The organism is Streptomyces sp. NPDC003016 (assembly GCF_053591455.1).
The window spans coordinates 1-12932 of record NZ_JBSFTV010000021.1 but is presented as its reverse complement, the minus strand read 5'-3'; the positions used below and the strand labels follow the sequence as shown (position 1 = coordinate 12932).

10 protein-coding genes and 1 pseudogene are annotated in these 12932 nt (G+C 71.4%); 7 read left to right on the top strand and 4 right to left on the bottom strand.

The window, feature by feature from the left end; translation table 11 throughout:
- Positions 1-35 precede the first annotated feature (35 nt).
- A complete protein-coding gene (locus ACWDZ4_RS19355; RefSeq protein WP_451509609.1) occupies positions 36-530 on the top strand; it encodes a lamin tail domain-containing protein in 495 nt (164 codons plus the stop codon).
- Positions 531-1074: 544 nt separating this feature from the next.
- On the opposite strand, the gene ACWDZ4_RS19350 is transcribed toward ACWDZ4_RS19355, so the two are convergent.
- The 4 genes from ACWDZ4_RS19350 to ACWDZ4_RS19335 form a co-directional block, all read right to left on the bottom strand.
- On the bottom strand, positions 1075-1278 hold the full coding sequence (locus ACWDZ4_RS19350; protein WP_069925601.1) for a cold-shock protein: 204 nt from the start codon (positions 1276-1278) through the stop codon (positions 1075-1077).
- A 276-nt stretch (positions 1279-1554) separates the two neighbouring features.
- Positions 1555-2937, bottom strand: coding sequence for an alpha/beta hydrolase family protein (locus ACWDZ4_RS19345; protein ID WP_451509608.1), 1383 nt, complete (start codon positions 2935-2937; stop codon positions 1555-1557).
- Complete coding sequence (locus tag ACWDZ4_RS19340) at positions 2934-4301, bottom strand: MFS transporter (protein ID WP_451509717.1); 1368 nt, start codon at positions 4299-4301, stop codon at positions 2934-2936. Before ACWDZ4_RS19340 ends, ACWDZ4_RS19345 begins: the two co-directional genes overlap by 4 nt.
- A 335-nt stretch (positions 4302-4636) precedes the next feature.
- Positions 4637-5479: a PaaX family transcriptional regulator gene (locus ACWDZ4_RS19335; RefSeq protein ID WP_451509607.1), complete on the bottom strand. Its 843-nt coding sequence runs from the start codon at positions 5477-5479 to the stop codon at positions 4637-4639.
- A 106-nt stretch (positions 5480-5585) separates the two neighbouring features.
- Between ACWDZ4_RS19335 and ACWDZ4_RS19330 the strand changes: the two genes are divergently transcribed.
- The 6 genes and pseudogenes from ACWDZ4_RS19330 to ACWDZ4_RS19305 form a co-directional block, all read left to right on the top strand.
- Entirely contained in the window at positions 5586-6989 is a 1404-nt protein-coding gene (locus ACWDZ4_RS19330; RefSeq protein WP_451509606.1) for an amidohydrolase family protein, read from the top strand.
- A gap of 273 nt (positions 6990-7262) precedes the next feature.
- Positions 7263-7946 (top strand): formylglycine-generating enzyme family protein, encoded by a 684-nt coding sequence (locus tag ACWDZ4_RS19325; RefSeq protein ID WP_451509605.1) that lies wholly within the window; start codon positions 7263-7265, stop codon positions 7944-7946.
- Positions 7947-8320: 374 nt separating this feature from the next.
- Positions 8321-9634, top strand: coding sequence for a phytase (locus tag ACWDZ4_RS19320; protein ID WP_451509604.1), 1314 nt, complete (start codon positions 8321-8323; stop codon positions 9632-9634).
- 320 nt (positions 9635-9954) lie between these two features.
- Positions 9955-11274 carry an aldehyde dehydrogenase family protein gene (locus ACWDZ4_RS19315; protein ID WP_451509603.1) on the top strand — a complete coding sequence of 440 codons (1320 nt, stop codon included), beginning with the start codon at positions 9955-9957 and terminating at the stop codon, positions 11272-11274.
- 818 nt (positions 11275-12092) lie between these two features.
- Positions 12093-12509 carry a DUF2637 domain-containing protein gene (locus ACWDZ4_RS19310; protein WP_451509602.1) on the top strand — a complete coding sequence of 139 codons (417 nt, stop codon included), beginning with the start codon at positions 12093-12095 and terminating at the stop codon, positions 12507-12509.
- 208 nt (positions 12510-12717) lie between these two features.
- A pseudogene (locus ACWDZ4_RS19305) lies at positions 12718-12932 on the top strand (molybdopterin-binding oxidoreductase); the annotation flags it as partial.

Sequence of the window (12932 nt, the reverse complement as noted above, 5' to 3'; positions counted from 1 at the left end):
CATTGAGCGTCAGCACTATTGAGGGGGGACCTCTCTTGCGTAAGCATCCTGTCATCGCCGTGTCCATCGCGGCCGGCGCACTGGCCGTCCTGGCCGGCACCCCGGCTCAGGCCGCCGAGTACTCCTCGGCACTGAAGGTCCGCGGAGTCCAGTACGACGCACCGGGCCGGGACTCCAACAGCTGTTCCTCCGGCAACACCGACGAGGAATACCTGACGATCAAGAACTACTCGTCCTCGGCGACCGTCAATCTCAAGGGCTACGTCGTCAAGGACGCCACCGGCAACCGCTTCACCTTCACCGTCGGCCACTACCTCCAGCCCGGTGACTACGTGAAGCTCCGCGGCGGCCACGGCACCGACTCCGACAGCAAGAACGTGGTCTACCGCGACAACTGCAACTTCATATGGAACAACGACCGCGACACGATCTACCTGTACAAGCCTTCCGGCAGTCGCGCAGACGTCCACTCCTACACCAGGAGCGGATCCGACGCCGACGGCAACGGTTACATCCGCTACCACAACTGATCCTCTGCGGGCGGGCCCCGTCTCCCCTGGTGGGAGGCGGGGCCCGCCCGCGGCAGCGCCACGGCGGAACACGCGCGAAGGCTTCGTTGCACACCTGCCGGAGAGACGGCGCTACGGCCTCGGAGCCAGCGCTTTCGAGCCGGCGTCCGGCCACAGCCGCCAGGCACCGGGTCATGCCGGGCCGTCGGGTTCGCACGCGGCGAGGCCGGTGAAGGCGGCTCACACCTTCATCACGACGTGGTCCGAGGACCGCCTGCTCCAGCACCGTCGGCGTGGTCCCGCCGGCCGGCCCGACAGGCCGGGCACGTGCAGACACACCGCCCCCGGTACCGCGTCGTCCCCATGGACCGCACCGACGCACCGCCCGGAGTGGGACCTCCGCCGGCCGGCCGGCGGAGGTGCGGCCCGGCGGCCCGTCCTGCTTCTCCCACGCGTCCTGCTTCTCCCGCGCGTCCGGCCTGTCCGGGGCGGCACCACTCCGCCCAGCGGATGCACAAAGCCCCCGGAGCGTGCGCTCCGGGGGCTTGGCGTGCCTGGCGTCGGGTCAGGCGAGGGTGATGTTCTCCGCCTGCGGGCCCTTCTGGCCCTGCGTGACGTCGAAGGTGACCGTCTGGCCTTCCTGAAGCTCACGGAAGCCGGAGGAGTTGATGTTGGAGTAGTGCGCGAAGACGTCCGGTCCGCCGCCGTCCTGGGAGATGAAGCCGAAGCCCTTTTCGGAGTTGAACCACTTGACGGTTCCGCTGGCCATGCTGGTGCCTCTCAGTCGATATCGGATCCGCACCGCGCGGACCCGGAGGTGATCGCCCTGGTCCTCAGGCACTGCACAGCGAAACGCCCACGCCGGAGCGCGGGCAGGTACTGCGAACCACGACATCTGAGAACAACGCTACACGGCGGAACTGTCCCTCACCAGAGAGCAACGGCCAATTGGTGCTCTTCGATATCGTCCTCCTGCCCGGTGCACCCGAATACCCGGCCACTGACCAAGGAGTCCCGCGACCGGGGCCGGACACGAGGTCTGCGGTCATCGGTGCGTGTCTGCCGGGTGTGCCTGGTGTGCCAGGTCGTACGGGCGGGGATAGGGAGCGGGCCGGTAGTCGGTGTACCGGGCTCCGGCCGACGGGTCCTCCTTCCGGGCCAGGGCGTTGAGCGCATCCGGCGAAGTGGCCCAGCGGCCGGTCCTGAGGCGCTGCTCCAGCGTGTGCACGGCGGAGAGGGTCTCACCCGAGGTGAAGGTGCAGTGCCCGGGCCCGTCCACGTACGCCTGGCGCAGCAGCGCGGAGGAACCGGCGGCGGTGACGGCCCGGCGGTGGGCGCTCTCGGACTGCACGGGGATCAGCGCGTCACCGGTGGTGTGGATGTCGAGCTGGGGGCCGGCCAGTTTCCCGGTGAACACGCTGGTGCGGCTCAGCCGGGCGACGGCTGCCGGGTCGGCGCCGATGCGGGGCGCGCGGTTCAGGGCCGTGAGGTCGTCGCGCAGGGACACGCCCGCCTCCCGGTAGAGCTCCGTCACCTCCTTGTACACCGAGGAGCGGTGGAGCATGGCCGTGTAGTCGACTCCGGTGTTCCACGACGGATTGCCGCCCACGCGGCTCTCGGCCTCCTGCCGCCAGGTGAAGGCCGCGGTCCGCAGCAGACCGGCGACCGCCGCGTACTGGTTGGCCTGCCGGGCTTCCCGGTCGGCCGGTTCCGGCTGCGCGGTGTCGTTGTGTCCCGGGATGTTGTGGAGCGCCGCGGCGAGCGCGATGCGGGCGCGGCCCTCGGGTGTCCGCTGGGCGTCGTCGGCCTTCGCCGCCAGGGCGTTCGCGGCGGTCCGCGCGGCCGCCCGGTCCTCGAAGCCGGTGAGTTCGATGCCCGAGTCCGGGGCCAGCAGGGTCCGGAGCGCGAAGACCGGGTCGAGCGTGCTGTTCCAGTTGGCCACACCGCCCTGCACGAGGCCGCACATCGACAGCGATCCGTCGATCCGGTCCGGGTGACGCTCGGCGATCCTGGTCGTGACGAGACCTCCGTACGACTGGCCCCAGGCGATCGTCCGCCGGGCCGCACCGAACCGCTCGGTGAACAGGCTCAAGGTGGCCAGCTGGTCGGGCACCGCGTCGGTGACGGCCCAGCCGGTCGTGGCGTAGGAGGAGCCGATGAGCGCGTATCCCCCGTCGAGCAGCCGCACCCGGGTGTCCGGGGCCGGGGCGTTCTCGGCGGGGTTGGGGGCGCCGGGCGGCCGGTATCCGTGGCTGAACAGGAGCACGGTCCCGTTCCAGTTCGCGGGTACGTCCATCAGGTACGTGGCTCCGGAGGCCAGCCGTCCTTCGACGTGTACGTCGTTTGGGGCGGCGGTGGCGGGCCGTGCGGGCAGGGTGGTGGCGGCCAGTACGGCGGCCGCCGCGAGGGCGCGGACGCGGGGGTTCATGAGCGGATTCCTTCCGGAGCGGGGGTGCCGGAGCGGCTGTCTGTGGAGCCGGGCGCGTCGAGCGTGTCGAGCGCGTCGGCGTGGGTCTCGCGCAGCCGCCACACGGTGAGCGCCGTGACGGCCGCGCTTCCGCACAACAGCAGGGAGAGCGGGGTGGAGCTGCCGTCGTACGCGACCAGCAGGCTGCTCGCGATCATCGGCGAGAACCCGGCGCCCACCAGGGTCGCCGCCTGGTAGCCGAGTGAGGCGCCGGTGTAGCGGACGCGGGTGCCGAACATCTCGGTGAGCAGGGCTCCGAGCGGGCCGTACATCGTGGACTGCGCCACTCCCTGTCCGAGTACGAGGGCCAGGATCAGCAGTCCGGGAGAGCCGGAGTCGACGAGTGCGAGCACAGGGAAGGCCAGCGCGGCCGAGGCGACGGCCCCGGCGAGGACCACCGGGCGGCGGCCGATCCGGTCGGACAGCGTGGACGCGGCGGGCAGCACGACGAGCGCCGCGCAGGAGGCGACGGTGACCGCGGTGAGCACCTGCGGACGGGTGTAGCCGTGGTCCACCGCGTACGAGATCATGAAGCCGGTCAGCAGGGACTGGGCCGTGAACGCGCCGATGCCGACGCAGCAGGCGAGCACCAGGGGGCGCGGGCGTCGCAGGACCTCGGCGAGCGGGGGCCCGGCCGGTGCCCGCGGCGCCTGCTTGGCCTCGGTGAAGAGGGGGCTCTCCGCCACCTTGAGGCGGACGAACAGACCGACGGCCAGCAGCACCAGACTGAGCAGGAACGGCACCCGCCAGCCCCAGCTGCGGAACTCGTCGTCCGGCAGCGTGGAGACGAGGGTGACCACTCCGGCGGAGGCCACCGAGCCGAGTGGAGCGCCGAGTTGGGTGAAGCTCGACCACATGCCGCGACGCCGGCGGGTGACTCCCCCGGCGTCCCCGGCCCCCCGGGTCCGCTCGGCGTGCTCGACGTGTTCGACGACCATCAGGGTCGCGGCGCCCCACTCGCCGCCGATCGCGATGCCCTGCACGACGCGCAGGGTGATGAGCAGTACGGGCGCCCAGACGCCGATCGCGTCGTAGGTGGGGAGCAGGCCGATGAGGAAACTGCCGGCGCCCATCAGGACCATTGTCAGCAGCATCATCGACTTGCGGCCGAGGCGGTCGCCGAAGTGGCCGAAGACCATGCCGCCGAGCGGCCGGGCCGCATAACCCGCCGCGAACGTGCCGAAGGCGGCGATGGTGCCGGCCGCGGGGTCGGCCTGAGGGAAGAACAGTTCGCCGAAGACGAGCGCGGCGACCGTCCCGTACACGAGGAAGTCATAGAACTCCACTGCGGTGCCGAGCAGCCCGGACAGCGCGACGCGGCGCAACTGCCGTACTTCCGACTCCGGTCGGGGTGTGGGGACGCGGAGCGTGGGGACGCGGGGTGTCTGCACGGGGAGCTCCCTGGTCCGATGGCGGTGTCGTGGAGACGGTGCCGCATGCCTCGCGAAGCTAGGCACTCTTTTGGCTGCCGTCAACATTTCGCACAACATCGCCTGCGGAGCCCTGGGTGACGGCGGGACGTCGGCGGTGAACCGGGCGCCGGCGCCCGGCACAGTCACCCAGGAACGGGCCCACGGGGACAGGGACGCCGGGAAGGCCGGGAAAAGCCTGCCCCGGTCGGAGACGGGCCGGCCGCCGCGCCGCGGAGCCTCTCCCGGCGCTACGCCTGCTCTGCGGGCCCGGGCCGTACCGGCACCAGGTCGAGAAGGCGTTCCGCCGCCTCCCGCGCGCCCGGGGTGAGGCGGTCGTGGACCGCGCGGAACGTCTTCTCGGCCCGCTCGGCGGGCCAGTCGTCCGCCAGATGCCCGACGGGAAGCCGTGGGTCGCGCCGGATGATCCGCAGCCACTGCGCCGACAGGCGCAGTCGCAGCACCAACGGATCGTCGTCCATCGGCACCGCGTGCTCCCACGGCTGCCAGCGGCGCACGAACTCCTCGTACTCGGCGGCCAGTTCGGACAGATCCCAGGCTTCCTCGACCATCGCGCCGATGTCCATGCCCGCGTCCGCCCGGGCGCGGAACACCTTCACGTGCGCGGCCAGGCCCAGTTCCGCGACGAGCGAGGACACCTCGACCTCGCCCGGTGCGATCCACAGCCCGCCGAACAACGGGCCGAAGCCGCTCCAGGTGAGCTGTGAGCGCAGGCCGTGCCGCTGCCGCCGCCAGGACTCGGGCAGGGAGAAGCCGAGCAGCGTCCACGTGCCGTCCCACCGCCGGTTGACCGCTCCGGTCTCCCAGATCCTGCGCCTGCCGTCGCGCAGCACCGCCTCCGAGCGCTCCGTCAGCCCGAAGTACATGCGACGCCCCTCACGCTGCCGCCGCAGCAGGCCGTGCCCCACCATGCGGGTCAGCGTCGAACGGGTCGCCTGCTCTCCGACGCCGGCGCGCCCGAAGAGATCGATGACGCTCCCCGAGTACACGCAGACGCCGCGGTCCAGCACCTGGTCGCCCAGGAACGTCAGCATGAGCGACTGTGGCCGCGGCGCGTCGTCAACAGGGGTCACCAGGCCACCGTACGCGCAGCACTCGGAGCCCGGAAACCGGACTGCGCCGGAGCATTGGCCGGAGTTGCTCCTTGCTTTCGGGTTCGGCGCGCGGGATACAGACTCCATGACGGAGTCTTCGACGCCAAGCCGCAGAAACGTCCTCGCCGGTCTGGGCAGCGTCCCCCTGGTGATGAGCGCCCCCCTTTCCGGCCCCCGCCCCCGGCCGGCCGGGAGACCGGGACGGACGCGCACCACCCTGCTCCGCGGGGCGGAGCTGGTCCTCAGCATGGACCCGAAGGTCGGGAAAGGGACGCTGGGCACGCTCGACCACGCCGATGTGCTGATGCGGCACGGGAAAATCGCCGCCGTGGGGCGGCGGCTGCCCGTGCCGCCCGGGGCGGAAGTGGTGGACGTGAGCGGCCGTATGGTGCTGCCGGGTTTCGTGGACATCCACAACCATCTGTGGCAGTCCAGCATTCGGGGCGGATGCGCGAGTCAGGACCTGTACGGCTGGCTGGCCTCCTGCAACAGCACGACCCTCCGCAAGATCGACGCCCAGGACATGTACCGCTTCGTCCGCCTCGCCGCGCTCGACGCGCTCCAGGCGGGCGTCACGACCGTCGTGGACTGGGTGCACCCCATCCCGTTCGACACCAGCGAGCGCTACATCGACGCGCTGGACGACTCCGGGCTGCGGTTCGTGTACGCGATGATGCAGAGCAGCCCGGACACCGGCCTCCTCGCCCGGGTGAAGAAGGAACTGCTCGACCCACTGCCACTGGCTTCGGCCCAGGTCGCCGTCCATGCGGGCATGGCGGGCGTAGACCGGCTGCGCCGGTTCAGCGAGGTTGCCCGCGACCTCGGAGTGATGCTCAACTCCCATGTCCTGGAGCATCGTGGTGACCGCAGGGACGACCCCGTCCGCGCGCTCCGGCTGGCCGGTGCCTTCGGGCCGGATCTGCTGATGAACCACGCGATCCATCTCACCGACGACGAGATCGCGCTGGCCGCCGAGCACGATGTCCGCGTGGCCCACTGTCCGCTGAGCAACATGCGGCTGGCATCGGGCATCATCCGGCTCCCCGCACTGCACGCGCGCGGTGTGAAGGCGGGACTCGGCCATGACGGGGGAACCAATGACACGTCCGACATGTTCAACCTGATGAAAGCGGCCCTGGGGCTCCAACGCGCGCTGCACCAGGACCCCGAGGTGCACCCCACGATTCCGGCCGTACTGCGCATGGCGACCCTGGGCGGCGCCGAGTGCGTCGGCATGGCGGACCGCATCGGCTCCCTCACCCCCGGCAAACGCGCGGACGTGATCGTCCTCGACCCGGGCACGCTCAATTTCGCGCCGCGCTTCGACTGGGTCAGTCAGATCGTGCTCAACGGCCAGCCGCCCAACGTAAGTCACGTCTTCGTGGACGGCCGGGCGCGCAAGGCGCACGGCGAACTGCTGGGCGTCGACACGGACACCGTCGTCAAGGAAGCCGAGCTGGCGGCCGCCCACGTCCGCGACACCACCTGAAGCGGTCCCCGCTCCTCCGCCCCCTCCGGCTCACCGCGGTCGCCACCCCGAGGAAGGCGAGGCGGGCCACCGTTTCGCCTTCCCGCTGTTCTGGCTCGTCGACACCCGCTCGGTGACCCGGATGCGGGCGGATGCGTTCCGGATGTCTGTGAGCAGCAACCGCCCACGAGTGAGGAGTTGGGGCGCTTCCGGGGCGCGTTCCCGCCCCGGACCCCCGCCGTATCGTGGGCGTACGACGCCCTCGTGGTCGTCCCGCACAGAGAGGCCCACCGCATGCGCCCACCCCCCGACGACCCGGCGGCCCCCACGATGGTCCATGTCCCCGGTGGCGCCGCGGACCTCCGGGACGACCGGCGCGGCACCCGCTGGCGGGCCGAGATCGCTCCTTTCCTGCTCGGCCGGTATCCCGTCACGGCGGACCTCCACCGTGCCGTCACCGGAGCGGATCTCCGTCCCTCCGCGAGCGGAGCCTCGCCCGTGACGAACGTCAGCTGGCTCGACGCGATCGACGTGTGCAACCGGATGTCGGCCCGGTCCGGACTGGACCAGGCCTACTCCCGCGATCCGCGGAGCGGGGAAGTGACCTGCGACGGGGCCTCCGACGGCTACCGCCTGCCGACCGAGGCGGAGTGGCAGTACGCCTGCCGGGCAGGTACCAGCGGATACCGGTACGGGGAGATCGACGACATCGCCTGGTACGCGGACAACTCCGGAGACAGGGTCCACGACGTCGGCGGCAAGGCACCCAATCCGTGGGGGCTGCACGACATGCTGGGCAACGTCTGGGAGTGGTGCTGGGATCTCTACGACGAGGAGGTCTACGGCTCCTACCGCATCTTCCGCGGCGGGGGCTGGGCCGAGTCGGCGCGGGGCTGCGGTGCCTCCGTGCGCCGCCGCAGCCACCCCTCGTTCGCGATCGACGACCTCGGCTTCCGGCTGGCCCGGACCTCGTCATGAGACCCGGCGGCCTCGCCCGGACCCGCTGCGTGCCCGCAACCGTTCCGTCGTGATGTCACGAGTCGTCGCGGCGGGAGGTTCCACCGAACGGCCGACCACCCGCCGTCCTTGCCGGATGTCCGGTCCATCGGCGGATGCGGGCCCCCGGGCGGGTACGCCGACCACGACCGCCCCACCGGGTCTGCCTCGGGCCGGCGCCGGCCCGGACCGCTCACCGGCGCGTTCAGCCGGTCGAACAGGTAACGGCGGGGCGGCTTGTTCATGTCCCGCACACCGGAGCGCCTCCTGCCCATGTCCCGCAGTCCAGCTGCCCATTCGATGCTCACGCTGCGCTCGCCGTGTTCTCGACATTGATTGACATTGAGAGGCTCTTCGTGACCAGACACCGCACTCTCCGCCCGACCGCTCTCGCACTGGGCACCGCCCTGGCCGCGCTGGCCCTGGCCGCGCCCGCCGAGGCGCACGGGCCGGCGGCCGACCCGCTGCCCGCCGTCACCCCCCGGGCCGAGACCCCGGCGCTCCACGACGACGAGGCGGGCGGCAACGCGGACGCGGACGACCCGGCGATCTGGCGCAACGCGAGCGACCCCGACCGCAGCCTGGTCATCGCCACCGCCAAGGAGGCCGGCCTGCGGGTGTACGACCTCGACGCACGCCAGGTGCAGGCGATCGAGCCCCCTTCGACGGCCGATCCGGACGACGCTCCGGGCCGGTTCAACAACGTCGACCTCGTGACCGGCCTCCGCCTGTCCTCCGGGCGCGCCGACGTCGCCGTCACCAGCGACCGCGGCAACGACCGGCTGCGGGTCTACCGCATCGACCGCGACCGCCCCGGCGGCCCGCTCACCGACATCACCGACCCGGCCGCCGCTCCGGTCTTCTCCGGCGGGCAGGACGAGATCAACGACCAGCGGACGGCGTACGGTCTGGCCACCTGGACCGACCGCACGACCGGGCGCTCCTACGCGCTGGTCAGCCGCCGTGAGCGCACCAGCATCGCCCTGCTGGAGATCACCGCCACCGCGGGCGGCAAGGTCGGCTACCGCAAGGTCCGCACGCTCGACCTGCCGTCCTCCTTCCGCCTTCCGAACGGCGCCACCTGGTCCCCGTGCGCCGAGCCCGGCGAGCTCCCCCAGGTCGAGGGCATGGTCGTCGACCCGGCCAACGGCATGCTGTACGCCGGTCAGGAGGACGTCGGCATCTGGCGCCTGCGTGCCGACCTCACGGCCGCCCCGCAACTCGTCGACAAGGTCCGCGAGTACGGCGTCCCGGGCGTGTACGACGAGGAGACCGAGGAGTGCGCCGCAGGCGCCGACCCCGGCTTCGGCGGCTCCCGGATCTCGGCCGACGTGGAAGGTCTGACGCTGCTGACCGAGTCCGACGGCGACGGGTACGTCCTCTCCTCGAGCCAGGGGGACAACACCTTCTCCCTGTACGACCGTGAGCTCGGGGACGACAACGAGTACGAGGGCGGCTTCCGCGTCACCTCCGCCTCGCAGACCCTCGACGGCGCGGAGGAGTGCGACGGCGCGGCCGTACTGAACGCCCCGCTCGGCACCAAGTACCCGCGCGGCCTTCTCGTCGTGCAGGACGGCCACAACACCTCGGCCGACGGCGGAGACGGCCGGGAGTCCACCGGCTTCAAGTTCGTGGACCTCGGTGAGCTGATGGACCGTATCGACGACTGACCCCGCCCCACTGCCCCACGGGGTGCGCCGGGTGCCGGACACCGCCCGGCGCATCCGTGGCGCCCACCGGCGGACGGGCAGTCGCAGCAGCGCCACGTCGACCTCGCCCGTGGCCAGTCCGGCGGTGGGGTCGGACCATTCCGTCTGCCGCACCCGCACCCGCACCCGCACCCGCACCCGCACCCGCACGGACTGTCGCAATGTGTTCGCCGCCCGGGGAACAAACCGCCGAGCCTCATGGTTGCTATATGCATGTAAAGCTTTCGCTTGCGCGGCCGCCGCCGGAGCCGGCGAGAGCGTCACACCCCTATTGAGGAGCCATGGTGCACTCCACCGTCGAACAGCCCGCAGATGTCGTCACCCGGCTTCGCGCCACCTTCCGCACCGGACGGACCAAGCCTCTCGCCTGGCGCACGGAGCAGCTGCGCGGCCTGCGGACCATGCTGACCGAGCACGGTCAGGAACTCGCCGCCGCGCTCCACTCCGACCTGGGCAAGAGCGAGCGCGAGGCTTTCCGTACGGAGATCGACTTCACCGTGCGCGAGATCGACCACACCCTGGAGCGGCTGGAGGACTGGCTGCGGCCCGAGCCCGTCGATGTCCCGCCGCACCTCGGCGGGGCGACGGCATGGACGGTGCAGGACCCGCTGGGCCTCGTCCTCGTCATCGCGCCGTGGAACTATCCGGCGCAGCTGCTGCTCGCCCCGGTGGTCGGCGCGCTCGCCGCGGGCAACTGCGTCGTCGCGAAGCCGAGCGAGCTGGCGCCCGCCACCTCGCGCGCCATCGCCGAGTTGCTGCCGCGGTACGTCGACAGCGATGCGGTGGCCGTGGTGGAAGGCGCCGTACCGGAGACCACCGCCCTGCTGGAGCAGCGTTTCGACCACATCTTCTACACGGGCAACGGCACCGTGGGCCGCATCGTGATGCGTGCGGCCGCCGAGCACCTCACCCCCGTGACTCTGGAGCTCGGCGGAAAGTCCCCGGCGTTCGTCGACCGGGGCACGGACCTGCAGACGGTGGCCTCCCGGCTCGTGGCCACGAAGTTCCTCAACGCCGGGCAGACCTGCGTCGCCCCGGACTACGTGCTCACCGACCCGCAGACCGCGCGCGAGCTCGAAGGCGCGCTGGAGAAGGCCGTACAGGCGGCGTACGGAACCGATGCGGCCGACTCGCCCGACTACGGCCGGATCGTCAACGAACGACACTTCGACCGGCTGACCGGCCTGCTCGGCTCGGGCCGCCTGGTCGTCGGGGGCGGGCACGACCGTACGCGCCGCTACCTCGCTCCGACCGTACTGGCCGAGGTCTCCCCGGACTCCCCGGTCATGGCAGAGGAGATCTTCGGTCCGATTCTGCCGATCGTGGAGGTGGAAGACCTCGACCGGGCCATCGCGTTCATCAACGACCGGGACAAGCCGCTGGCGCTGTACGCGTTCACGGAATCCGGAGCGACGCGTGAGCGCCTGGTGTCGGAGACCTCTTCGGGCGGCGTCGGTTTCGGTCTTCCGGTGGCTCATCTCACCGTGTCCGACCTGCCCTTCGGAGGCGTCGGCGAGAGCGGTATGGGCCGTTACCACGGCCACTACTCCCTGGAGACGTTCAGCCACCGCAAGGCCGTACTGGACAAGCCGCTCGGCTGATCCGTAAGCAGGCCACCCCCTCGGTGGCGGGCAGCGCGGTCCGTGGGGGGTGCCCGGCTCTTCACCGGCGGGAGATGCCGGTGATCACACTGGCCGGACTGCATGTACGACCAGGTCAAGGCGGCGGCGTACGAATCATCCTCAGCCGGTGGCCAGTCACCCGGTCGCCGGGCGCCCTGCACCGCGCCCGGGTCGTTGACGGAAAGTGACTCCACCCAAGCCGTACCCCCCGTATGCGGACCGTGCCGACGGCGCCGGCCCTTCACCGTGCTGGTCCGGCACCGCAGGGGAACACCCAGCACGCAACAGTCGGAAACGGGGAGGCGGGGAGACCTGGCCGTACTCTTTCTCAGACCTGCTCGAAGAGTTCCTGCACCGGCTGGAACGGATCGGGACGGACTTTCACCGCCGCTCTCAGCCCGTCGGCAACCGTACGGAACCAGGGTCTCCCGAGCTGCCCCCCGCCGCTTCCGGCACAACAGAGAGCTCGCGAGGGCGGACCCGTCATGCATGACCGGCCGAATCCGATCGATGTCCACCCCGCCCCCTCCGACTCGGCACTGCACCCGCACGGCCCCGGCCTGGCACCGGCAGCCCACCGGACAAGGGACGCGCAGGAAGCTTTGTGCCCGCCCGTCCCGGCCGGGGAGCGGCCGTTCGACTGGGACGAAGAACTGAACCAGCTGCTGCAGACCTCCGCACCGCACACCGCATCGGCCGTTCCGGCGTTTCCGCGTCCCCGCTCCCACAACCGCCGCAAACCCAGGCGGGCCAGTCCGCTCAGGGCCTGGCCGTGGCTGCAGGTGATCAGCCTCAGCATGGCGACACTGACCGCCTTCGTCGTGACAGCGGTCAGCGTGCTCGGCGCGATGGTCTCCTACGACCCGCTCAGACACCTGGCCGCCTCCGGTGTGGAACCCGGCCTGGTGCAGGGCTGGCCGCTGCTGGTCTTCGGTCCCTGGCTCGTGGCCTGCCTCACCGTGCTGCGCGCCGCGCTGCACCGTCGCCGCGCCTTCCATGCCTGGGTGGTCGTGGTGCTTTTCACCGCCATCGCCATCGCTCTCTCCGTCGCCCAAACCCCCAGAACCCTGCCCGGCACCGCAGTCGCCACCCTGCCCCCCACAGCAGCCCTGGCCTGCTTCCACCAGTTCATTCGCCAGATCACTCTCACCCGCCCCCGCCGCGCCCTCGCGCGCGCCGCCGCACACCGCGCCGACACCCCTTCCCGGCCCTGACAGCGCCCGGCCACCGGACACCGGACACACCCGGCCCGGTACTTCTTCCGCGTCACCGCGTCTTCGGCCGCCGGCGTGCTCGGAGCAGCGTCTCTGCCGACTGTGGCCGGTGGTCAGTGGCCGGTGGCGGTGCCTGATGCATGCATGCTCCTCGGCGGATTTTCGTCCGGCCGGACGACGGACCAATCCGCTGTGCGGCCGGCGCCGAATAGGGGGTGTGAGGATCTCCCGAAGGAACTTGGCCCGTAGCGGGCTTGCCGCGCTCAGCGGCCTGCTCTCCGGCTTCGCAGCGCTCGCCGTTGCCGAACTTGTTTCGGCGGCCGTCCGCCCCGAGGCCGGACCCGTCACCGCGGTGGGCGGCGCGGCGATCGACCGCACTCCGGCGCCCGTGAAGGACTGGGCGATCCGTAATTTCGGCGAGAG

Coding starts and splice junctions, on each gene's coding strand:
- ACWDZ4_RS19350 (WP_069925601.1), bottom strand. CDS start 1,278: ATGGCCAGCGGAACCGTCAAGTGGTTCAACTCCGAAAAGGGCTTCGGC.
- ACWDZ4_RS19345 (WP_451509608.1), bottom strand. CDS start 2,937: ATGAACCCCCGCGTCCGCGCCCTCGCGGCGGCCGCCGTACTGGCCGCC.
- ACWDZ4_RS19330 (WP_451509606.1), top strand. CDS start 5,586: ATGACGGAGTCTTCGACGCCAAGCCGCAGAAACGTCCTCGCCGGTCTG.
- ACWDZ4_RS19325 (WP_451509605.1), top strand. CDS start 7,263: ATGCGCCCACCCCCCGACGACCCGGCGGCCCCCACGATGGTCCATGTC.
- ACWDZ4_RS19315 (WP_451509603.1), top strand. CDS start 9,955: ATGGTGCACTCCACCGTCGAACAGCCCGCAGATGTCGTCACCCGGCTT.
- ACWDZ4_RS19310 (WP_451509602.1), top strand. CDS start 12,093: ATGGCGACACTGACCGCCTTCGTCGTGACAGCGGTCAGCGTGCTCGGC.